Source organism: Paractinoplanes ferrugineus (assembly GCF_016862195.1).
GTDB classification, from domain to species: domain Bacteria; phylum Actinomycetota; class Actinomycetes; order Mycobacteriales; family Micromonosporaceae; genus Actinoplanes; species Actinoplanes ferrugineus.
The window spans coordinates 1-21,723 of the sequence record NZ_BOMM01000043.1; the positions used below are offsets into that span (position 1 = coordinate 1).

General features: G+C 69.6%; 17 protein-coding genes. 5 read left to right on the forward strand and 12 right to left on the reverse strand.

Features of this window, described 5'->3' with window-relative positions; all coding sequences use genetic code 11:
• Nucleotides 1–350 precede the first annotated feature (350 nt).
• From Afe05nite_RS23285 to Afe05nite_RS23315, 7 genes are all read right to left on the reverse strand, one after another.
• On the reverse strand, nt 351–1,205 hold the full coding sequence (locus tag Afe05nite_RS23285) for an ABC transporter permease (RefSeq protein WP_203819297.1): 855 nt from the start codon (nt 1,203–1,205) through the stop codon (nt 351–353).
• Nucleotides 1,202–2,065, reverse strand: coding sequence for an ABC transporter permease (locus tag Afe05nite_RS23290; protein WP_203819298.1), 864 nt, complete (start codon nt 2,063–2,065; stop codon nt 1,202–1,204). Before Afe05nite_RS23290 ends, Afe05nite_RS23285 begins: the two co-directional genes overlap by 4 nt.
• Before the next feature lie 3 nt (nt 2,066–2,068).
• A complete protein-coding gene (locus tag Afe05nite_RS23295) occupies nt 2,069–3,319 on the reverse strand; it encodes a polyamine ABC transporter substrate-binding protein (protein ID WP_203819299.1) in 1,251 nt (416 codons plus the stop codon).
• Nucleotides 3,320–3,323: 4 nt separating this feature from the next.
• Nucleotides 3,324–4,484, reverse strand: a complete 1,161-nt coding sequence (locus Afe05nite_RS23300) for an ABC transporter ATP-binding protein (RefSeq protein WP_203819300.1) — start codon at nt 4,482–4,484, stop codon at nt 3,324–3,326.
• A gap of 37 nt (nt 4,485–4,521) precedes the next feature.
• Nucleotides 4,522–5,958, reverse strand: coding sequence for a gamma-aminobutyraldehyde dehydrogenase (locus Afe05nite_RS23305; protein ID WP_239118133.1), 1,437 nt, complete (start codon nt 5,956–5,958; stop codon nt 4,522–4,524).
• A gap of 157 nt (nt 5,959–6,115) precedes the next feature.
• Nucleotides 6,116–7,456, reverse strand: coding sequence for an aspartate aminotransferase family protein (locus tag Afe05nite_RS23310; protein ID WP_203819301.1), 1,341 nt, complete (start codon nt 7,454–7,456; stop codon nt 6,116–6,118).
• Nucleotides 7,457–7,466: 10 nt separating this feature from the next.
• The gene (locus Afe05nite_RS23315; protein ID WP_203819302.1) at nt 7,467–8,954 is read right to left on the reverse strand and encodes a CoA-acylating methylmalonate-semialdehyde dehydrogenase; all 1,488 of its coding nucleotides are present in this window, start codon (nt 8,952–8,954) and stop codon (nt 7,467–7,469) included.
• A gap of 59 nt (nt 8,955–9,013) precedes the next feature.
• Between Afe05nite_RS23315 and Afe05nite_RS23320 the strand changes: the two genes are divergently transcribed.
• Together Afe05nite_RS23320 and Afe05nite_RS23325 are read left to right on the forward strand one after the other, a co-directional pair.
• Nucleotides 9,014–10,342, forward strand: coding sequence for an aminotransferase class I/II-fold pyridoxal phosphate-dependent enzyme (locus tag Afe05nite_RS23320; protein ID WP_203819303.1), 1,329 nt, complete (start codon nt 9,014–9,016; stop codon nt 10,340–10,342).
• 206 nt (nt 10,343–10,548) lie between these two features.
• On the forward strand, nt 10,549–11,586 hold the full coding sequence (locus tag Afe05nite_RS23325; RefSeq protein WP_203819304.1) for a LacI family DNA-binding transcriptional regulator: 1,038 nt from the start codon (nt 10,549–10,551) through the stop codon (nt 11,584–11,586).
• Here the strand turns inward: Afe05nite_RS23325 and Afe05nite_RS23330 are convergent.
• The 3 genes from Afe05nite_RS23330 to Afe05nite_RS23340 are packed head-to-tail and all read right to left on the reverse strand — an operon-like array spanning nt 11,551 to nt 14,721.
• Nucleotides 11,551–12,459 carry a carbohydrate ABC transporter permease gene (locus Afe05nite_RS23330; RefSeq protein ID WP_239118134.1) on the reverse strand — a complete coding sequence of 303 codons (909 nt, stop codon included), beginning with the start codon at nt 12,457–12,459 and terminating at the stop codon, nt 11,551–11,553. The two genes, Afe05nite_RS23325 and Afe05nite_RS23330, sit on opposite strands and share 36 nt — an antisense overlap.
• Nucleotide 12,460: 1 nt before the next feature.
• Entirely contained in the window at nt 12,461–13,384 is a 924-nt protein-coding gene (locus Afe05nite_RS23335; RefSeq protein WP_203819305.1) for a carbohydrate ABC transporter permease, read from the reverse strand.
• Entirely contained in the window at nt 13,381–14,721 is a 1,341-nt protein-coding gene (locus Afe05nite_RS23340) for an extracellular solute-binding protein (protein ID WP_203819306.1), read from the reverse strand. The genes Afe05nite_RS23335 and Afe05nite_RS23340 overlap by 4 nt, the downstream gene beginning before the upstream one ends.
• A 297-nt stretch (nt 14,722–15,018) precedes the next feature.
• Here Afe05nite_RS23340 and Afe05nite_RS23345 point away from each other — a divergent pair, with 297 nt between their 5' ends.
• Nucleotides 15,019–17,376 carry a glycoside hydrolase family 3 N-terminal domain-containing protein gene (locus Afe05nite_RS23345; RefSeq protein WP_239118135.1) on the forward strand — a complete coding sequence of 786 codons (2,358 nt, stop codon included), beginning with the start codon at nt 15,019–15,021 and terminating at the stop codon, nt 17,374–17,376.
• Between the two features lie 453 nt (nt 17,377–17,829).
• Here the strand turns inward: Afe05nite_RS23345 and Afe05nite_RS23350 are convergent, their stop codons facing one another.
• Nucleotides 17,830–18,483, reverse strand: coding sequence for a biliverdin-producing heme oxygenase (locus Afe05nite_RS23350; protein WP_203819308.1), 654 nt, complete (start codon nt 18,481–18,483; stop codon nt 17,830–17,832).
• 395 nt (nt 18,484–18,878) lie between these two features.
• Between Afe05nite_RS23350 and Afe05nite_RS23355 the strand changes: the two genes are divergently transcribed.
• Nucleotides 18,879–20,066, forward strand: coding sequence for a lanthionine synthetase LanC family protein (locus Afe05nite_RS23355; protein ID WP_203819309.1), 1,188 nt, complete (start codon nt 18,879–18,881; stop codon nt 20,064–20,066).
• On the opposite strand, the gene Afe05nite_RS23360 is transcribed toward Afe05nite_RS23355, so the two are convergent.
• Nucleotides 20,061–20,939: an SDR family oxidoreductase gene (locus Afe05nite_RS23360; protein WP_203819310.1), complete on the reverse strand. Its 879-nt coding sequence runs from the start codon at nt 20,937–20,939 to the stop codon at nt 20,061–20,063. The genes Afe05nite_RS23355 and Afe05nite_RS23360 overlap by 6 nt on opposite strands.
• Before the next feature lie 84 nt (nt 20,940–21,023).
• On the opposite strand from Afe05nite_RS23360, the gene Afe05nite_RS23365 reads away from it, so the two are divergent.
• The gene (locus Afe05nite_RS23365; protein ID WP_203819311.1) at nt 21,024–21,596 is read left to right on the forward strand and encodes a TetR/AcrR family transcriptional regulator; all 573 of its coding nucleotides are present in this window, start codon (nt 21,024–21,026) and stop codon (nt 21,594–21,596) included.
• Nucleotides 21,597–21,723: the final 127 nt, after the last annotated feature.

Below are 21,723 nucleotides of genomic sequence, written 5' to 3' on the forward strand. Positions count from 1 at the left end.
GGCGGAAAGCGGCACGGCGGAAAGCGGCACGGCGGAAAGCGGCACGGCGGAAAGCGGCACGGCGGAAAGCGGCACGGCGGAAAGCGGGTGTCAGAGGGCGCGGGGTCGCCGGCCAGCGGAACAGTGGTAGCAGCGATCGACGTCGCTGGTGGATTTGTACCACTCGTGATTGCCGCAATCGGTTCGGCCGCGGGCGGCTACGCCGCGGTTGAGCAGGAACCACGGGAGATGACGCCGGAGCCGGGTCCGCCACCGGAAGCGGCCGCGACCGATCCGCACGGGTGCGACTCCTCGCAACGAAGGGCGAGCCCCGGCGGCGGAGGTGGGCGCCTCCGCCACCGGAACGAGGGCTATTCGGCTGGGGCCTTGTCGGCTCGGCGGGAGCGGATGTTGGTGATGACGGCGATCAGGACGCCGGCGGCGAAGATCAGGGTGCCCATCACGTTCACCTGCGGGGGCAGGCCGACCCGGGTGGAGCCCCAGATCCACAGCGGGAACGTCGTCGTGGTGGTGCCGGAGGTGAAGTTGGTGACCACGAAGTCGTCGATGGAGAGGGCGAACGCGAGCAGGAAGCCGGAGAAGACAGCCGGCAGGATGATCGGGAACGTCACTTTCCAGAACGTCACCCAGGCGGAGGCGCCCAGGTCGGCGGCGGCCTCCTCGATGGAGCGGTCCAGGGTGATGACGCGGGCCCGCACGATGGTGGCGACGAACGAGATCGAGAACATGATGTGCGCGATCGTGATCGTCACGGCGCCGAGGCCGAGGTTGAGGGACACGAACAGGCTGAGCAGGGAGGCGCCCATGATCAGCTCGGGGGACGAGATGGTGCTGAACATGACCAGGTTCAGCGTGCCGTGGCCGCGGAAGCGGTAACGGCCGAGGGCGTAACCGATGCCGGTGCCGAGGGCGGCCGAGACGATGCTCGAGACCACGGCGATGATCAGGGTGGTCCACAGGGCGGTGGTCAGGGTGTCGATCGCGAACAGATTCTTCGGGAGGTACCACTTGAGCGTGGGGCCCTCCCACTCCTGGTTGTAGCGGCCCTTGGTGTTGTTGAAGCTGAACAGGACCATCACGGCGATCGGGACGATCAGCCAGATGATCACCAGCCAGGTGTAGGCGAACAGCAGCGTGCCGCCGCCGAGCTTGCGCCTCGGCTTGGCCAGGTGCACCGTCTTGCGGTCCAGCACAGCCTGGCTCATCGGGCCGCCACCTTCATCACGTCCTCGGTGCCGAGTGCTCGGGCGTAGGCGAAGATGCCGACGAGCAGCACCGCCATCAGGATGAACGAGAGCGCCGAGGCCGTCGGATAGTCCGAGTTGTTGAGGTACTGCTTCTGGATGACCTGGCCGATCATGGTGGTGGACGAGCTGCCCAGCACCTCCGAGTTGACGTAGTCCGAGCTCACCGGCACGAACGACATCAGCACGCCGGCGAAGACGCCGGGCAGGGCGAGCGGCAGGATCACTTTGCGGAACGAGGTGGCCGGGTTGGCGTACAGGTCACGCGCCGCCTCGACGACCCGGGGGTCGATGCGCTCGAGGGCCACGTAGACCGGCAGCACCATGAACGGCAGGAAGTTGTAGACCAGGCCGCAGATGACGGCCGGCGCCGTGCCGAGGATGTGGTAGGACTCGGGCAGCAGCCCGATGCTCTTCAGCGGCGACAGCACCGGCCCGTCGTCGGTCAGGATCTGGCGCCACGAGATGGTCCGGAGCACGAACGACACGAAGAACGGCAGGAGCAGAAGGAAGAGGTACGTCGATTTGCGCTTGCCGCCGTAGAAGGCGATCCAGTACGCGACCGGGAACGCCAGGATGATCAGGATGATCGTGGCGATGACGCCGTAGATCAGCGACCGGATCAGCTGGGTGTTGTAGGCCTCGATCGCCTCGGTGTAGTTCTGCCAGTGGAAGGTGAACCGGTAGCCGTTGACCACGTCGCCCTGTTGCAGCGACAGCGACAGCATCGCGACCATCGGGACGACGAAGAACAGCAGCAGCCACAGCCCGCCGGGCAGGATCAGAAGGTACGGCGCGAGCTGGCGTTTCACTCGATCCATAGATCAGCCCAGCACGATCGGCTCGAAGGTCTTCTGGAAGTTCTGGTTCTCCTCGGCCGTCTCGAACGACACGTAGTAGTGCAGCTTCGCGTAGTCGGCGTCGGTCGGGAACACCAGGTTGGAGTTGGCGATCTCCTCCATGGACTTCTTCTCGTCGCCGCTGAGCTTGGCCGCGTCGGCCTTGATGACCGCCTGCGCGCCGGGGACCGGGGTGACGTAGTTGATGTATTCGGCGAGCGAGCCGGCGATCTCCGGCTTGTAGAAGAAGTCCATCAGCGCGATCGCGTCCAGCGGCGACTTGGCGGTGATCGGGATCGTCATGTTGTCGGTCCAGATCGTGGCGCCCTCCTCGGGGAGCACGAACTGCAGGTTGCGACCCTCGGAGACGTTCTTCTGGAAGATGTCGCCGGACCAGGCCTGGGTGATCCAGACTTCGCCCTTGCCGAGCGCGTCGACGTAGCTCTGGTCGTAGTAGTTGCGGACGATCCCGTCCGACTTCTGCTTCTTGAGGTGGTCGGCCGCCTTCTTCCAGTCGTCCTGGGTGGACTTGGCCGGGTCGATGCCGAGCGCCATGAGGCCGAAGTTGGCGAGTTCCTGGGTGTCGGAGAACATGCCGACCTTGCCCTTGAACGCGGGGTCCCACAGGTCCGCGAGCTTCGTGATCTTGCGACCGCCGAGCTTGGCCGGGTCGTACGCGATGCCGGTCATGCCGGACGCCCACGGCACGCTGTAGACGTTGCCCGGGTCGAACGCCTCCTTGGTGTACGCCGGTGCGGCGTTCTTGGTGAAGTTCGGCAGCTTCGAGTGGTCGAGCGGGGCGAGGAAGCCGGACTCGCGGAACTGGGTGAACTGGTACGAGTTGGTGATGACCATCAGGTCGTAGCCGATCGACTGGCCGGCGGCCAGTTGCGGCTGCACCTTCGCGAACCACGGGGCCATCTCCTGGATGACCTCCTGGTAGTTCACCGAGATGCCGGTCTCGGCGGTGAACTTCTTCAGCTCGGGCTTCTTCGGGTCCATGTACAGCGGCCAGCCGGCGAAGTCGACGTGCTTGGTCGACGCCTTGCCGGTCCAGAACTTGGCGACGGCGTCGGGGGCGACGCTGGCCGACGGCTTGCCCTTGCCCTGCACGCCGCAGGCGGCGAGGGCGGCACCCAGACCGGCGAGACCGGAGAGGCGAAGCGCGTCCCGGCGGCCGAGGCGGCGCTGGGTCAGGCCACGCAGCAGGGACGGGTCGGAAATATTCGCAGACATCTCGTCAGACTCCGATCATGTATGAGTGCTGGGGGGCCCAGGTCAGGAAGACCCGATCGCCGCGGTCCGCCAGATCCTCGGCGTTCGAGGCGTTTTGATCGAAGACCGTGAAGTCGGCGCCCGCCGCCGTGGCCACGGTGTAGTTGGTCGAGGTCCCGTGATAGACGACCTCGTTGACGACGCCGCTGAGAACGCTTCCCCCGGTCGACGCCACCGGCGGCACGCCGCGGTGCAGGTCGATCTTCTCGGGGCGGACCGACACCTCGATCTTGTCGCCGGGTCGCACCGAGCTGCCGACCGGCACCACGACGCGGTCCTGCGCGGTGTAGCTGAGCAGCGCGTGACCGTTCTCGCAGCGGTCGACGTGGCCGTCGACGAGGTTCGAGGTGCCGATGAAGCCGGCCACGAACCGGGTGGCCGGCCGCTCGTAGATCTCCCGCGGCGAGCCGAGCTGTTCGATGACGCCCGCGTTCATGACCGCGATCCGGTCGCTCATGGTGAGCGCCTCGCCCTGGTCGTGCGTGACGTAGACGAAGGTGATGCCGACCTCGCGCTGGATGCGCTTGAGCTCGATCTGCATCTGCTGGCGCAGCTTGAGGTCGAGCGCGCCGAGCGGCTCGTCGAGCAGCAGCGCCCGGGGGTGGTTGACCAGGGCGCGCGCGAGTGCCACCCGCTGCTGCTGGCCGCCGGACATCTCCCGGGGCTGACGCTTCTCCATGCCGGTCAGCGACACGATGTCCAGCATCTCGCCGACGCGCCGCTTGATGTCGGCCTTGCCGACCTTCTTGCGCTCGAGACCGAAGGCCACGTTCTGGTATGTGTTGAGGTGCGGGAAGAGGGCGTACGACTGGAACACCATGTTGACGTCGCGTTTGTTGGGTGCGACCCCGGTGACGTCCTGGCCGTCGAGGTAGACCTTGCCGCCGGACGGCTCCTCGAACCCGGCGATCATCCGCATGGTGGTGGTCTTGCCGCAGCCCGAGGGCCCGAGCAACGAGAAGAACTCACCCTGGCCGATCGCCAGGTCCATGGGCTTGACCGCGGGGACCGATTCGCCGTGCGACAGATAGTTCTTGTGTACTCCGGCGAACCGGATGGCCGGCGTCCCGTTGGCTGTCACGCCCGGTGGCTGACCGGAGAATGCGGCGTGCTGGGGGGTGGTCATGTCTACCTCTTCGCGGGGGGACGTACCTACAGGGGCGTCAGCCTAAGTAGCTCATCACGTGCTTGATCCGGGTGTACTCCTCGAACCCGTACATCGAAAGATCCTTGCCGTAACCCGAGTGACCGTAGCCGCCGTGCGGCATCTCCGAGACGAACGGCAGATGGGTGTTGATCCAGACGGCGCCGAAGTCGAGCCGGCGTGACACCCGCATCGCGACACCGTGGTTCTGCGTCCAGACGCTCGCCGACAGGCCGAACCGGACATCGTTGGCCCAGCGCACCGCCTGCGCCTCGGCGTCGAAGGACTGGACGGTGACGACCGGGCCGAAGATCTCGTCCTGGATCATCTCGTCGTTCTGTTTCAGGCCCGCGACAACCGTCGGTTCGAGGAAGTAACCCCGGTCACCGATCCGCTTGCCGCCGGCGACCACCGAGGCGTGTTCCGGCGCGCGCTCCAGGAAGCCCTGCACCCGGGCCAGCTGCGAGGCGTTGTTCACCGGCCCGAAGAAGGCCTCGGTGTCCTGCGGCGGCCCGGCGCGCAGCGCGTTCGCCGCCGCGGCCAGCGCGGCGGTGAACTCGGCCGCGATCCGCGAGTGCACCAGCACCCGGGTCGCGGCCGTGCAGTCCTGACCGGCGTTGAAATAGCCGGCGCCGGCGATCGCCTCGGCCACCGCCGGGATGTCGACGTCGTCGAAGACGATCACCGGCGCCTTGCCGCCCAGTTCGAGGTGGGCCTTCTTCAGGTCGGCCGCCGCCGCCACGGCGACCTCCATGCCGGCTCGGGTCGAGCCGGTGATCGAGACGAGCTGCGGCGCCGGATGGGCGACGACGGCCCGGCCGGTGTCCCGGTCGCCGCAGACCACGTTGAGCACGCCGGGCGGCAGGAACTCGGCGGCGATCTCGGCGAGCAGCAGGGTGCTCACCGGGGTGGTGTCGGAGGGTTTGAGCACCACCGAGTTGCCGGCCGCGATCGCCGGCGCGAACTTCCAGACGGCCATCACCATCGGGTAGTTCCACGGGGTGATCTGCGCGCACACGCCGATCGGCTCGCGCCGCACGTAGGACGTGTGGTCGCGGAGGTATTCGCCGGCGCTCTTGCCCTCGAGGACACGTGCCGCGCCCGCGAAGAAGCGCAGCTCGTCGAGCATCGGCCCGATCTCCTCGGCCCGGGTGGCCGCGACCGGCTTGCCGGTGTTGCGGCACTCGGCGTCGATCAGCTCGTCGGTGCGGGCCTCGACCGCGTCGGCGATGCGCAGCAGGGCGCGTTGCCGCTCGGCCGGGGTGGCGTCGCGCCACACCTCGAAACCCGCCTCGGCCGCGGTCATCGCCGCGTCGACGTCCCGATCCGAGGAGAGGGGAGCCAGCGCGTAGGCCTCCCCCGTGCTCGGGTCGACGACCTCGGACGTCGCCCCGTCAAGCGTGCCGGTGTAGTCGCCGCCGACGAAGTTCCGCAGCTCGGGAAGGGCCTTGCGCACGAGGTGGACCTCCAAGCTGGGGCCTGTGACAGCCCCCACAGATCGACGTCAGGGACCTTGTCACATGCGAAGGACTCCAGACAAGGGAATCCGAAGCAATTTTCAAAACTGAAACGGAATCAGGCGTGCCTATCCCTTGCACGTACGTAATCCGGAGTCAACCCGCGTAATACCGGTCGGCCACCTCGAGCGCCTCGTCGAGGATCGACAGACCTTCGCGCACCTCGTCGACGCTCGCCGTGCAGGGCGGCACCACGTGCACCCGGTTGAAGTGCGTGAACGGCCAGAGACCCCGCTCCTTGCAGGCCGCGGCCAGTTCGTTCATCGGTCCGGCGGCCGCGCCCGAGGCATTGAAAGGCACCAACGGCTCGCGGGTCGCCCGGTCCCGGACGAGCTCCAGCGCCCAGAAGACGCCCAGGCCCCGCACCTCGCCCACGCTCGGATGCTTCGCCGCCAGCTCGGCGAGGCCCGGGGCGAGCACGTCCTCGCCGAGCGCGCGGGCGTGCTCGATGATCCCCTCCTCCTTGAAGATCTGGATGGAGGCGACCGCGGAGGCGCAGGCGAGCGGATGCCCGGAATAGGTGAGCCCGCCGGGGAACGGTCGCTCCCGGAACGTCTCGGCGATCTCGTCCGAGATGACCACGCCGCCCAGCGGCAGGTAACCGGAGTTGACCCCCTTGGCAAAGGTGATCAAGTCGGGGGTCACGCCCCAGTGGTCGACCGCGAACCACTCACCGCACCGGCCGAAGCCGGCCATCACCTCGTCGGCGATGAACACGATCCCGAACTCGTCGCAGATCTCGCGCACTCCGGCGAGGTAACCGGGCGGCGGCACCAGGATGCCGTTGGTGCCGACCACCGTCTCGAGCAGGACCGCGGCGACGGTGCCGGGGCCTTCGAAAACGATGGTGTCGCGCAGGTGCGCCAGCGCACGCTGCGACTCCTGCTCCGGCGAGGAGGAGAAGAACGGCGACCGGTACGGGTACGGGCCCCAGAAGTGCACGACCCCGACGGAGACCGGCTCGTTGGCCCAGCGGCGCGGATCGCCCGTCGCCGTGATCGCGGTGGCGGTGGAGCCGTGGTAACTGCGGTAGGTCGACAGCACCTTGTGCCGGCCGGTGTGCCCGCGGGCGAGCCGGATCGCGTTCTCGGTGGCCTCGGCCCCGCCGTTGGTGAAGAACACCTTGTTGAGCGAGCCCGGGGCCAGTTCGGCGATCAGTCGGGCGGCCTCGCCCCGCTTGTCGTTGGCGAACGCGGGCTGGATCGTGCACAGCTTGGCCGCTTGTTCCTGAATGGCCGCGACCAGGCGCGGGTGCTGGTGGCCGATGTTCATGTTGACCAGCTGGGAGGAGAAGTCGAGGTACTTCTTCCCCGCGTAGTCCCAGAAATAGGAGCCGGCCGCGCCCTCGATCGGCAGCGGGTCGATCAGCCCCTGGGCCGACCAGGAGTGGAAGACATGGGCGCGGTCGTCGGCACGCACTTCGGCGTCGGAGGTCACGGGATCACCCTCATCGAGTCTGCGGGAAGCCGAGGTCGACCGACGACGTGCCCGGGTCGGGCCAGCGCGACGTGACGACCTTGGTACGGGTGAAGAAGTGGATGCCGTCCGGCCCGTACATGTGGGTGTCGCCGAACAGCGACGCCTTCCAGCCGCCGAAGGAGTAGTAGGCCACCGGCACCGGGATCGGCACGTTGACGCCGACCATGCCGGCGTCGACGTCGAACTGGAACTGCCGCGCCGCCCCGCCGTCGCGGGTGAAGATGGCGGTTCCGTTGCCGTACTTGTTGTCGTTGATCAGCTCCAGCGCCTCGGCGTAGGTGTCCACCCGCACCACCCCGAGCACCGGCCCGAAGATCTCGTCCCGGTATACCGACATGTCCGGGGTGACGTTGTCGAGCAGCGTGACGCCCAGGAAGTAGCCGGCGTCCGGGAGGTCGGCGTCGCGCCCGTCGGCGACCACGGTGGCCCCGGCCTCGGCCCCCGCGGCGACGTAGCCGAGCACCTTCTCCCGGTGCTGTGCGCTGATCAGCGGGCCCATCTCGGCGTTGGGGTCGGTGCCGGCGCCGATCCGCAGCTTCGGCAGCCGGGCGGCGATCGCCGCGACGAGCGGGTCGGCGATCTCGCCGACGGCGACGACCACCGAGACGGCCATGCAGCGCTCACCGGCCGACCCGTAGGCGGCGGACACGGCGGCGTCGGCGGCCGCGTCGAGTTCGGCGTCCGGCAGCACCACCATGTGGTTCTTGGCGCCGCCGAGGGCCTGCACGCGCTTGCCGTGGGCGGTGCCGGTCTCGTAGATGTACTTCGCGACCGGGGTCGACCCGACGAAGCTGACCGCCGCGATGTCCGGGTGGGTGAGGATCGCGTTGACCGCCTCCACGTCACCGTTGACCACGGTGAACACGCCCGCCGGCAACCCGGCCTCGGCCCAGAGCCCGGCCAGGAACAGGGCCGCCGACGGGTCCTTCTCGCTGGGCTTGAGCACGAACGCGTTGCCGGCCGCGATCGCCGTCGTGCACATCCACAGCGGCACCATGGCCGGGAAGTTGAACGGCGTGATGCCGGCCACGACCCCGAGCGGCTGCCGGATCGAGTAGACGTCGACGCCGGTCGAGGCCTGCTCCGAGTAGGAACCCTTCATCAGGTGCGGGATGCCGGTGGCGAACTCCGCGTTCTCCAGGCCGCGGGCCACCTCGCCGGCCGCGTCGGACAGCACCTTGCCGTGCTCGCCGGTGATCACGGCGGCGAGCTCGCCGGACCGCTCGGCGAGCAGCTCCCGGAACTTGAACAGCACCGCGGACCGCTTGGACAGCGACGCGGAGCGCCAGCCGGCGGCGGCCTCTTTCGCGGTCGCGACGGCGGCGCCGACCTCGGCCGCGGAGGCCAGGTCGACCTCGCCGGTCTGCTCGCCGGTGGCGGGGTTGAAGACGGGGCCGACCCGGCCCGAGGTGCCGGCGTGCGCTGCGCCGCCGACCCAGTGCGAGATACGAATCATGAGGCCGAGATTACGTACCAGCTCTGGACCGAACAATGCTTGAAACGTACTGTCACAAAATGCTCGACGCCGTGCGATCAAACCTCACCGATCTCACCGCCCGAGGTCTGGCCTCGGCCGTGGGCCGGGCCGTCGGCCAGGGCGCCATCGCACCGGGCAGCAAACTCCCGCCGGTCCGCACCGTCGCGGCCGAACTGCAGCTCTCCCCCACCACGGTCAGCGCCGCGTGGCAACTGCTGCGCCGCTCCGGCACCATCCGCACCGACGGGCGCCGCGGCACGATCATCGCCGGCTCACGCACCGGCGGACCGGGCCGCTACCGGGCGGCGCTGCGCGGCCGGACCGGCTTCACCCTGGACCTCTCCACCGGCGTACCGGATCCGGCTCTTCTCCCGCGGTTGCCGGCCCTGGCCGGCCTTTCCCCCGCACCCACCAGTTACCTCGACGAACCGGTCCTGCCCGACCTCGCCGCCGTCCTCCGGGACACCTGGCCCTTCCCGCCCGAGCGGCTGACCGTCCTCGACGGCGCGATGGACGCGATAGACCAGATCGCCTCGGCTCTGTTACGGCTGGGTGATCGCGCCCTCGTCGAGAATCCGTGCTTCCCGCCCCTGCTCGACCTGCTCGAGACGCTCGGGGTCGAGCCGGTCGGCGTCGACACCGACGACGAGGGCATGCTCCCCGGCGCCTTGGATCTCGCGCTGCGGGCGCGCGCCGCCGCGGTGTTCCTGCAGCCCCGAGCCCTCAACCCGACCGGTGCGTCGTGGTCCGGCGAGCGCGCCACGGCGCTGTCCGAGGTGCTTGCGCGACACCCGCGGGTGTACGCCGTGGAAGACGACTCGAACGCGGACGTGTCCTCGCGCCCACTGTTCTCCCTCGGCGCCCACCTGCCGAGCCAGACCGTCCACGTCCGCAGCTTCTCCAAGTCGCACGGCCCCGACCTGCGCCTGGCCGCCGTGGGTGGCCCGGCCGCGGTGCTCGACCCGATCCTCGAACGCCGCCTGCTCGGCCAGGGCTGGACCAGCCGCCTCCTGCAGCACCTGCTCCTGACACTGCTGACCGACCCGTCGTCGGTCGCCGCCGTGCGGCACGCCCGCGCCGAGTACGCCCGGCGCCGCGCCCTTGTCGTCTCCGGTCTGCGCGAGCACGGCCTCGACCTGCCCGCGGGCGATGGCCTGAACATCTGGCTCCCGGTCGCCGACGAGCAGTCCGCCCTGATCAGCCTGGCCAGCGCGGGCATCGCCGCGGCGGCCGGCGCCACGTTCCTGCCCGCCGGTGGCCCACCGCACCTGCGCATCACCGTCGGCCTGATCGCCACCGGTCACGCCGCGGTGGCCGGCCGGCTCGCCGCGGCCGCCACCGCTCCGGCCCTCACCGCCCCGCGCTGACCCGCTCAGGGGATAGACAAGCATCCACGCGACGTTGTTAACTCCTGACGCAGCGTGCGCGACTGACAACTGTCCTGGCAGACGAGCTGGTGCTTGCCGATTTCCACGCGAACGGGTAGAGGCCAGAGCGTCCGGGATGTGCAATACTTCCGGCACCGCGGACGAAAGTTTCAGTCCTATCCCCCGCGGCGGGCAAGGAGAGACGGATGGCCGCGAGCGGACGCCGGGTGACTATCGCGACCATCGCGGAAGCGGCCGGAGTGTCGGTTCCCACGGTCTCGAGGGTGCTGAACGGGCGCACGGACGTGTCTCCCGAGACGCGGGACCGCATCGAGCACCTCCTCCGAGAACACGACTATCGGCCCCGCAACTCTCGGCAGCCGCTGCGCGCCGGCCTGATCGACCTCGTGTTCCAGGATCTGGACAGTCCGTGGGCGGTCGAGCTGATCCGCGGCGTCGAGGAGGTCACCCACGCGGCCGGCGTCGGTTCCGTCGTCTCGGCCGTGCACCGGCGCACCGCGTCGACCCGGCAGTGGCTGCAGAACCTGCGCGCCCGCCAGTCCGACGGCGTGATCCTGGTGATCTCCGACGGGGCCGGGCCGATAAGCACCGAGCTGCACCGGCTCAACGTCCCGATGGTGATCATCGATCCGGCCGGGGGCGTGGCCGCCGACGTGCCCACGATCGGCGCGACCAACTGGTCCGGCGGCCGCAGCGCCACCGAGCACCTGATCTCGCTGGGGCACACCAACATCGGCCTGGTCGAGGGCCCGAAGAACCTCCTGTGTTCACGTGCACGGCTCGACGGCTACCGCGCCGCCCTCGAGGAGGCCGGCCTTCGCCTCGACCGCCGGCTGATCGAACCGGGCGAGTTCACCCACGAGTCCGGGTTCCACGCCGGACAGCGGCTGCTCGACCGGGAGGACCCGCCGACCGCGATCTTCGCGTCCAGTGACCAGATGGCGCTGGGGCTCTACGAGGCGGCCCGGTTGCGGGGCATCCGCATCCCCGACGACCTCAGCGTGATCGGCTTCGACGACCTGCCCGAGGCCCGCTGGTCGGCGCCCCCGCTCACCACCGTGCGCCAGCCGCTCGCGGATATGGGTGGGCTCGCCGCGCGAACCGTCTTGCGGTTGTCACGCGGCGAGCCCATCGAAACTCCCCGGGTCGAGCTCGCTACCGAGCTGGTGGTCCGGGAAAGCACCGCCCTACTTACCGAAGCCGGCGGTCAGACCGCTAAGTAGCTGTCGGCGCCCGATCGCGTAGAGCAGGACGAGCGGGATCGTCGTCAGGGTGACCGACGCGGCGATGGCCGGGAAGTTGACGCCGAACTGGCCCTGGAAGTTGACCAGAGCAAGCGGCATCGTGCGCCTGTCCGGGTTCTGGGTCAGGATCAGCGGCAACAGGAAGCCGTTCCAGATGCCCAGCGCGTTGTAGATGGTCACGGTGACCAGCGCCGGACGGGTCAGCGGGAACGCGAGCCGCCACATCGTGCCCCACTCGGTGGCGCCGTCCATCCGCATCGACTCGAAGAGTTCCTTCGGGACGTCACGGATGAAGTTCGACAGCACCAGCACCGACAGCGGGATGGCGAAGGCGATCGACGGCAGGATGATCGCCAGCAGCGTGTCGTACAGCTGGAGCTTGATGACCATCAGGTAGACCGGGATGATCACCGCCTGCAGCGGGATGGCGAGGCCCATCAGGAACACGCCGTTGATCGTCTTGAGCACCCGGCTGCCGGCCCCGCGGACGATCGCGAACGCCGCCATGAACGAGATCGTCACGGCCGGCACGATCGCCCCGACGGTGACGATGACGCTGTTCAGGAAGTACTGGACGAAGTGTTGCTCGAGCACCGTCTTGTAGTTCTCGAACGTCAACGACGTCGGTGGCGCGAGCGGGTTGGAGATGAAGTAGCTGTCCTGCGTCTTGAAGCTGGTGATCACGATCCAGTAGAGCGGGAGCATGACGACGAGCAGCCAGATCCAGCTGAAACCGCCACCGATCCAGTTCAGCTGCTTCAGCCGGCGGCCGAGCGACGGCTTGGGACGAGGGGACGGTTGACGCCGCACAGCGTGCGAACCCGGCGCCTGGTGCGAAGTTGTGGCTACCACCTCAGGCTCCTTCCAGCTGGCTCTCGTCGGCGCGCCCGCCGAGCCGGCGCAGCAACAGCGACAGGCTGAGTCCGACCAGGACCAGGATCACGGCGATGGCGCTGGCCGGCCCCATCAGGTTGGACTGGAAGCCGAGCCGGTACATCTGCAGGGCCAGGGCGTTGGTGGCGTCCCCGGGGCCGCCGCCGGTCAGCACGTAGATGAGGTCGAAGAAGGTCAGTGACCCGACCACCATCAACGTCGAGGACGTGATGATCGTGTATTTCAGCTGCGGCAGCGTGATGCTGAAGAACTGCCGGAGCCGCCCCGCACCGTCGATCTGCGACGCCTCGTACATCGACGTCGGGATCTGCCGCACCGCGCCTTGGTAGATCAGCGTGTGGAACGGGATCCACTGCCAGGAGACGATGAAGATCAGCACGCCGATCGCCAGGTTGGACTTGCCCAGCCAGTCCTGGTTGAGCGCGTCGATGTGCAGGCCGTTGCCGAGCCCGAAGCTGGGGTCGAGCAGCGCCTTGAAGGTGATCGAGATGGCGGCCGCGCTGATCATCAAGGGGATGAAGAAGAACACCGCGAGGAACCCGCGATAGCGGAACCGGGCCGCCAGGAACACCCCGAGCAGAATCGACACCGGGGTCTGGAACAGCCACGACAACGCCATGATCAGGAACGTCACCCACAGCGAGTTCATCAGGCCCGGGTCGGTCAGGGCCGCCTTCCAGCTGGTCAGGCCAGACGGCACGACGGTGCCGATGATGTCGAAGGTGGTGAAGCTGAGGAACAGTACACCGACCAGGGGGATGATGCCGAAGGCGAAGAACATCAGGAACGCCGGGAGCGCCATCCAGGTGACGGAGCCGCCCCGCCCGCCAGTGGTTCGGGAGGTCTCCGGCACGCGTACGGCGGGCGGAGCGAGCGTCGTCATTTGCCAATGACCCCGTTCATGCTGTCGACCCATGCCTGCGGGGAGATCTGCTTCTGGAACAGCTTGGCGATGTTGTTGAGCAGCGTCTCCGCGGCGACCGGGCTGAGCGCCTGGTCCCACGACTGGGCGAAGCTCTTGGCGTTCTGCGCGATCGACGCCATGTCCTTGAGGAACTGCGCGTCGTCACCGGTGAACAGGCTGTCGGCACCCTTGAGCACCGGCACACCACCGGACTTCACCCAGCCGGCCTTCTCATCGTCGTCGACCAGCGTGGTCGAGAAGAACTTCTGCGCCGCGGCCTTGGCCTCGGGCGTCGCCTTCGACGAGATCGAGAGGTACTGGCCGGGGTTGCCGACGGTGTTGCTCGGGTCGCCCTTGCCGCCCTCGATCGGCGGGAAGTTCATCCAGCCCAGGCCGCCGTCCTTGACGAAGTTGCCGCCCTTGTCCTTCTGGATGCCGTAGGACCACGAGCCGTGCACCATCATCGCGGCCTTGCCCGTGTAGAGCAGCGCCTGGTCGGCGTTCGAGTCGGCAGTCGTCGACGAGAAGCCCTTCTGGAAGGCGCCCTGGTCCACGAGGGACTGGATCTTGGTGAGCATGTCCAGCACGGCCGGGTCGGACCAGGCGTTGGGCTTGCCCGCGAAGACGTTGTTGAACACCTCGGAGCCGGCGTTGCGGTCGAGCATGAACTCGAGCCACATCATGTTGGTCCACCGGGACTGACCGGCGAGCGAGAACGGCGCGATGCCCTTGGCCTTGAACTGCGGGATCAGGGCGACCATCTCGTTGTAGCTGGTCGGCGGCTTGACGCCGACCTGGTCGAAGACCTTCTTGTTGTAGAACAGCACGATCGGCTGCACGGTCTCGACCGGCAGGGCGTAGACCTTGCCGTCCACGGTGCCCGCACCGAACGAGGACGGGAGGATCTTGTCCTTGACGGCGGCGTTCTGGCTGAGCCAGCTGGTCAGGTCCTCGACCTGGCCGGACTTGACGTACTCCTTGAGCGTGCCACCGCCCCAGCCCCAGATCATGGTCGGGCCCTGGCCGGCGCCGATAGCAGTCTTGATCTTCTGCTTGTAGGCGTCGTTCTGGTAGAAGAACGGCGTGATCTTGCCGTCCGAGTTGGCCTTGTTGAAGCGGTCGATGGCCGCCTGACGGATCGGCTCGCCCGGCACGCCGCTGAGCGACCAGTAGGTCGCCACCGCCTTGCCGCCGCTCGAACTGCTGCCGCCCTTGTCGCTTGGGCCGGAACTTCCACATGCCGCTAGGGCCGCGGCGCCGGCGGCCCCCGCGGTCAGACCAAGGAAGTTCCGCCGGGAAACATTGCTATTGAACACGCTGATCTCCGTACTCGAGATGCCGCGCCCTGCCGCGGCGAGTGAATCGTCGTGGGGATGGGGTAGCCGCCGTCACAAAGCCTGCAACTTTCGAACGACGACTGCAAGTTAACGTGAGGTTTCGTTAACGTAGGGTTTCAGCTTGATCATGTCAAGGGTCTTGCCGTGGTAGCGCTCCCAGCGCAAGAGTGGACGCCAGTGTGCACCCCTGCGTCAAGCCTTGGACGACCGATAACGCATGCTGTGAAACCACTGAAAGTTTCGGAACTTATGAGGCACGTTTTTAGGAGTGACACTGTGACCGAAGGACAGGCCCCCCAGCCCTGGCAGGATCCGGCGGTACCGGTTCCGGAGCGCGTCCGACTCCTGCTCGCCGCGATGACCACCGAGGAGAAGGTCGCTCAGCTCGGCAGCCGGTGGGTCGGTAACGACATGCAGGAGTCCGGCGACGAGAAGCCCAGCACCGATCCCGAGGAGACGTTGAACGTCGCCCCGATGCAGGACGTTTTCGCCGCTTCCGGCACCGTACCGCTGTCCGAGGCCAGCCGGAACGGCTTAGGGCACTTGACACGCGTCTATGGGAGTGTCCCGCTCACCGCCGAGCAGGGCGCCGCCGAAATAGTCAGACAACAGCGCGTCGTGCTGGAGAACTCCAGACTGGGCATTCCCGCGCTGGTCCACGAGGAGTGCCTGACCGGCTTCACGTCTTTCGGCGCCACCGTCTACCCGGCCGCGATAGCGTGGGGAGCGACGTTCGACCCGGAACTCGTCGAGCGGATGGCCGCGTCCATCGGACGGGACATGGCCGCGCTCGGCATCCACCAGGGACTGTCCCCGGTGCTCGACGTGGTCCGCGACTACCGCTGGGGCCGGGTCGAGGAGACCATCGGCGAAGATCCCTACCTGGTCGCCCTGCTCGGCGCCGGCTACGTGCGCGGACTGCAGAGCGCCGGCGTCATCGCGACACTGAAACACTTCGCCGGCTACTCGGCCTCCCGCGGCGCCCGCAACCACGGCCCGGTGTCGATGGGCCGGCGCGAACTGCTCGACGTCATCCTGCCGACCTTCGAGACCGCGGTCCGCGAGGCGGGCGTCGGCTCGGTGATGAACTCCTACTCCGACGTCGACGGCGTGCCGGCCGGCGCCGACCCGTGGCTGCTCACCGAGCTCCTGCGGGACGAGTGGGGCTTCACCGGCACCGTCGTCTCCGACTACTGGGCCGTACCGTTCCTGGCGAGCATGCACCGCGTCGCCGCCGACATGGACGACGCCGGGGTCCAGGCGCTGACCGCCGGCATCGACGTCGAACTGCCCGACACGCTGGGCTTCGGCCCCGGCCTGATCGGCAAGGTGCCGGACGAGCTGATCGACCGGGCCGCCGCCCGGCTGCTCACCCAGAAGATCGAGCTCGGCCTGCTCGACCCCGGCTGGACGCCCGAGGGCTCGGTCGCCGGCGCCGCCCGGGTCGACCTCGACTCCCCCGCCAACCGGGCGCTCGCCAAGGAGATGGCCGAGAAGTCGATCATCCTGCTCGACCCCGGATCCGCGCTGCCGCTCGACCCGGCCCTGGGCACGGTCGCGGTGGTCGGCCCGTGCGCTGCCGATCCGCGTACGTTCATGGGTTGTTACGCCTTCCCCAACCACGTCCTCCCCCGCTACCCGGAGGCCGGCCTCGGCATCGAGGTCCCCACCGCCGTCGACGCGCTCCGCCAGGAGCTCGCCGGCACCGTGGTGTACGAGCCCGGCTGCGCCGTGACCGGCGACGACCGCTCGGGCTTCGAGGCCGCCGTGGCCGCCACCCGCGACGCGGACATCTGCGTGGCGATGGTCGGCGACCTGGCCGGGCTGTTCGGTCACGGCACGTCGGGCGAAGGCTGCGACGCGGACGAACTGCGGCTCCCGGGCCTGCAGGGCGAGTTGCTCACCGCGCTCATCGAGACGGGTACGCCGGTGGTGATCGTCGTGGTCTCCGGGCGCCCCTACGCGCTCGGCGACTTCGCCGACCGCGCCGCCGGCCTGGTGCAGGCCTTCATGCCCGGCGAGGAGGGCGGCTCCGCCATCGCCGGCGTGCTGACCGGCCGCGTCCAGCCCGGCGCGAAACTCCCGGTGCAGATCCCGCGCACCCCCGGCGGCCAGCCCGGCACCTACCTGCAGCCGGTGCTCGGCGCCGAGAACAGCGGTGTCAGCAACCTCGACCCGACCCCGCTGTTCCCGTTCGGCCACGGCCGCTCCTACACCACGTTCGAGGTCGACGACCTGCGGATAAGCTCCGACTCGGTGCCCACCGACGGGGAGTTCACGGTGACCGCCCGGGTGCGCAACACCGGCGAACGCCCCGGCGACGAGGTCGTCCAGCTCTATCTGCGCGACGTGATCGCCCAGGTCACCCGGCCGGTCAAGCAGCTGACCGGCTTCGCCCGCGTCCCGCTCGAGCCGGGCGAGGCCAAGGACGTGCGCTTCCTGGTCCACACCGACCGCACCGCCTTCACCGGCCGCGACCTGCGCCGCATCGTCGAACCCGGCCAACTGGAAGTCTTGGTCGGCACCTCCGCCCAGCACCTGCCTTTGCGCGGCACCGTCACCCTGACCGGCGCCACCCGCGAGACCGGACGGAACCGGGTCCTGCTGACCCCGGTCGAGGTCGAGAAGGCATAACAGACCCGGGCTTCCCGGCACCGTCCGCCGGGAAGCCCGAACCTCCCCCGCAACCGTGCCCGATCCTCGCCGAACCCTGCCCGATCTCGCCCACCCGGGCATTTCCGCCCGTGGTTCCCCACCCCAAGCAGGGCCGACGTTGCGCCTGCGCCGGGTCCTCCTGGTCGCTTCCCCGGCACGCCGGCGCCGGCGGTTCCAGCCCTCGCCGCCGCATCGCGCCCAGCCTCTCCCAGCGCCCGCTCCGCCCCGCCCCCAGGCCCGCCCCCGCTGCCGGGCTCGCCCCCGTCGGCAGTCGCCCCAGCCCGTCACTGGCAGCGCTTCCAAGATCCCGTCTCCGGAGCTTCCGAGACCCCTTCCTCCGCACATCGGGGTCGTCCAGGCCGCCCGTTGAGCCGGACAATGGTGGAGCCGCTCACGTCGAAGGCGTCGGAGTCCTGCCCGGGAAAGACGGGGTCAGGCCGCGGTGGAGATCTCCTCCGGGTACGCCGAGTCCAACTCCTGGAAGACGGCGCCGTTGAGCCCGAACGCGAGCTGCGCCTCCTCGACCAACGCCGCCAACTGTTCCTCGGCCAAGCTCAGCCGGTCCAGCCGTTCCCGGTAGGCAGCCTTGTACGCCCGCGGGTCGCCGATCTGGTCGAACGCATAGAACGCAACGCCGCCGTCCCGCAGCCCGTACGTGGCGGCGACCTTGCGTCCGACCATCAGTCCGCCGGAGAGGTCGCCGAGGTAACGCACGTAGTGGTGAGCGATGAAGTGTTCCGGTGAGCTGTGGCAGTACTCGCGCAGCCGATCGGCGTAGCGCTGGGCGGCACTCGTCACCGGGATCCGCTGCGGGAAGCCGGGACCGTAGAGGTGGGTCAGGTCGGCGGTCAGGGCCGGTACGCGGGACAGGGCCGGATCGGCGAACGGGGCGGCGGTCGGGTCGGCGCGCATGGTGTCGGCGGCCAGTTCGAGTTCGCGATAGACGATCAAGTATTGGGCGGTGAGTGCGGCGAACCCCGCCCGCGGCACCGCGCCGGCCATCAGGCGCGAGATGAACGACCTGGTCTCGGCCTCGCGGTGCTCGGCCATCGTGGCCTTGCGGAGGCGAGCGGCGAATCCCGGCATGGTGGAGGGGTCCTTCCGTCGGCGACCTGCGGATCCATCACGCACACAGATCCAAGGCCGACGGTACGCCGGCAAGCGTGCCGAGGAGTCCGGCGGGATCGGATACCAGCGCTGCCTACGATGGGGCGAGCCGGCCGGGGAATGTTGCGGATTCCCCGGCCGGCCCTCCGCCGGTTCCGTCCCGACCTCGCGCGCCGCCCAGCCACAGACCCGCCGGCCCCAGGCGGGCCGGCCCCAGACCGATCGGCCACAGACTCCCCAGCCGCCGACGCGGGGGCGCAGCCGAGTGTCCAGTCGGGACGGACAACGCGCGGCGCGGGACCGTGCGAGCATGGCGGGTGCGAAGCTCGGGGCGCGCCCGCCTCCGAGGGCCGGCGGAATTCGGGGTGGAGAAGGTGACGGGGGACGTCGCGGGGCGGGCTTTCGCCTGGATCGAAGCGGAGGCTCTGGCGGCCGAGGGCGGGCTTCGGTGGGCGGAGGACGGGCGGGCTGCCGACGATCTTTACGCGGGTACGGCGGGTGTGCTGCTCGGGTGTGCGGAAGCGGTGGCCGCCGGGGTGGACGGCGCGGTGAACCGGGTGGCGCGCGGGGCGCGGGATCGGCTCCTGCATCTGGTCGCCGCCGAAGAAGAAGCCGCCGCCGGACAAGCGGACGACGGGATGTTCGGGGGGTGGGCGGGCATCGCGGTGGCCCTGCGCGCCTGGGGAGAGCAGGAGGCCGCCGCGAAGGTTACGGCCCGGATTGCCGAGCGGGTGCTGCGCCGGGTGGACGATCCGGGGCGGTGCACCGACATCATCTCGGGGGACGCCGGGATCCTGCTGGCCCTGGTGGACGACCCGGCTGCGGCGGGGGCCGCCCGGAAGCTGGCGGACGGGCTGGTGGCGCTCGGGCAGGACCGGCCGGAAGGTCTGCACTGGCAGATGGATCCGGCGCACGAGCGGCTGATGCCGGGGTTCTCGCACGGGACGGCCGGGGTCGCGTACGCCCTCGGCCGGGTGGGTGAGACGCTCGGCCGTACCGATCTGGTCGATGTCGCCGTCCGCGCGGCGGACGGGCTGTTGTCGCTCGGGCTTCAGCCCGGCGGTGGGTGGGCGGTGCCGTTGCTGATCCCGCCGATGCCGGACCGGCCGGCCGTGAACTTCGGGTGGTGTCACGGGCCGACCGGCACGGTGCGGTTGTTCGAGCTGCTTGACCGGCTGCGACCGGATCCGCGCTGGCAGCGGGGCATCGACGCGTGTCTGCAAGGGTTGCGGGACGGGCGGATCCCGGCGCGGCTCCACCCGGGCTACTGGGACAACGTGGCGCGCTGCTGCGGGACCGCGGGTGTGGGGCAGATGCTGATCGACCGTTACCGGGCCACCGGGGACGTCTCGATGCTGGAGTGGTCGCAGCGCCTCGCCGACGACGTGCTGGGCCGCACCGTCACCACGCCGGCCGGGATGACGTGGTCGAACTTCGAGCACACCGCCACCCCGCCCGACCTTGCCCCGGAGCCGGGGTTCATGCAGGGCAGCGCCGGTGTGGCCGGTTGGCTGGCACGGTTGTCCGCCCCGGACACCGGCCCCGTGCTGCCCTGGCTATGAGATGTTCTCGAGGTCGTCGAGCAGGCTCGGGTGCTGCGGTTTCCAGCCGAGTTCCTGCTGGGTGCGGGCGCTCGACGAGGGCTGGTCGGTGGCGAAGATCGGGCCGAGCGGGCCGTAGGTCTCGGCCGGCACCGACTGCACCGGCAGGCCCAGCCGGCGGCCGATGACGGCGGCGATGTCGCGCACCTGGTCGCCCTCGTCGGCCACCGCGTGCCAGGCGGTGCCGGCCGGCGCCTGCTCCAGGGCAAGGCGGAAGAGTGTCGCGGCGTCGAGCGCGTGCACGGCCGGCCAGCGCTGGGTGCCGTCGCCGGCGTAGCCGGACACGCCGCTCTGCCGGGCGATCCCGGTCAGCAGCCCGGCGAAGCCGCCGTCGCCGTTGTTGTGCACTGTGCGTGGCAGGCGGACCGAGGAGCTGCGTACGCCCCGCGAGGCCATCCCGAGGACCGCGTTGACGGCGAGGCCGCGCCCGCCGACCGGACCGTCGGTGGGCAGCGGGTCGGCCTCGGTGGAGAGCCGGCCGGGCACCCACGGCGTGCCGGACACCGTGACCATGGGCCGGTCGCTGCCGATCAGCGCCTCGCTCATGGCGGCCTGCGCGGCACTCTCCTCGGCGACCGCGCGGGCCAGTGCCTCGGCGCTGCTGAAGTCGTTGCTGAAAGCCAGGTGGATCACCGCGTCGGAGTCGCGGGTCGCGGCGCGCAGGACGTCGAGGTCGGCGAGCCGGCCCCGGACGGTTTCGGCGCCGGCCTTCTCGGCGGCCTCGGCGGAGGCGTCCGAGCGGGCGAGAGCGAGAACGGTGTGGCCGTGACCGAGGAGCTCGGCGACGACGGCGGTGCCGATGAGGCCGGTGCCTCCGGTGACAAAGACGCGCATGGGTTCTCCCCGAAGTGATGGGACTGTTGTCCCGTCAACGTACCACGGTGATGGGACAACAGTCCCATCACATATGATGTCGGCATGGCTCGTTGGGAACCAGGTGCGCGCGAACGCCTAGTCCTCGCTGCCGTCGACCTGTTCACCGAGCAGGGCTACGACGCCACGACCGTCGCGCAGATCGCCGACCGCGCCGGCGTCACCAAGAGCACGTTCTTCCGGCACTTCCCGGACAAGCGCGAGCTGCTGGTGGCCGGTCAGGAGACGCTGAGCCGGCTGCTCGCCGAGGGCATCACCGAGGCACCGGCCGACGCCACCCCGCTCGGTGCGGTCGCCGCCGGCCTCGAACGGGCCTCGAGCGCGATGGGCCCGATGAACCACGAGATCGCGCCGCGCATCAAGGCCGCCGTCGCCGCCAGCACCGAACTGCGGGAACGGGACGCCCTGAAAAGCGTGAGCCTCGCCGCCGCGATGACCGAGGCCCTGGTCGCCCGGGGCGTGCCCGGCGCGACCGCGGCCCTGGCCAGCGAACTGGGCGTGCTGGCCTTCAAACGAGCCTTCACCGCATGGTCCGAGAGCAATGCGAAGGACGACTTCGCCCGGTACGCCGTGAGCGCGCTCGACGAGCTACGCGCGGCCAGCGCCACCCTCGGCTGAGCCGCGCCATCAGCCGCCGCCCTCGCTGAGCCACGCCGCCAGCCGCCGCCCTCGCCGCCAGCCGCCGCCCTCGCCGCCAGCCGCCGCCCTCACCGCCAGCCGCCGCCCTCACCGCCAGCCGCCGCCC

Coding starts and splice junctions, on each gene's coding strand:
- Afe05nite_RS23350 (WP_203819308.1), bottom strand. CDS start 18,483: ATGCCGGGATTCGCCGCTCGCCTCCGCAAGGCCACGATGGCCGAGCAC.
- Afe05nite_RS23290 (WP_203819298.1), bottom strand. CDS start 2,065: ATGGATCGAGTGAAACGCCAGCTCGCGCCGTACCTTCTGATCCTGCCC.
- Afe05nite_RS23360 (WP_203819310.1), bottom strand. CDS start 20,939: ATGCGCGTCTTTGTCACCGGAGGCACCGGCCTCATCGGCACCGCCGTC.
- Afe05nite_RS23365 (WP_203819311.1), top strand. CDS start 21,024: ATGGCTCGTTGGGAACCAGGTGCGCGCGAACGCCTAGTCCTCGCTGCC.
- Afe05nite_RS23285 (WP_203819297.1), bottom strand. CDS start 1,205: ATGAGCCAGGCTGTGCTGGACCGCAAGACGGTGCACCTGGCCAAGCCG.
- Afe05nite_RS23325 (WP_203819304.1), top strand. CDS start 10,549: ATGGCCGCGAGCGGACGCCGGGTGACTATCGCGACCATCGCGGAAGCG.
- Afe05nite_RS23320 (WP_203819303.1), top strand. CDS start 9,014: ATGCTCGACGCCGTGCGATCAAACCTCACCGATCTCACCGCCCGAGGT.
- Afe05nite_RS23315 (WP_203819302.1), bottom strand. CDS start 8,954: ATGATTCGTATCTCGCACTGGGTCGGCGGCGCAGCGCACGCCGGCACC.
- Afe05nite_RS23335 (WP_203819305.1), bottom strand. CDS start 13,384: ATGACGACGCTCGCTCCGCCCGCCGTACGCGTGCCGGAGACCTCCCGA.
- Afe05nite_RS23295 (WP_203819299.1), bottom strand. CDS start 3,319: ATGTCTGCGAATATTTCCGACCCGTCCCTGCTGCGTGGCCTGACCCAG.
- Afe05nite_RS23300 (WP_203819300.1), bottom strand. CDS start 4,484: ATGACCACCCCCCAGCACGCCGCATTCTCCGGTCAGCCACCGGGCGTG.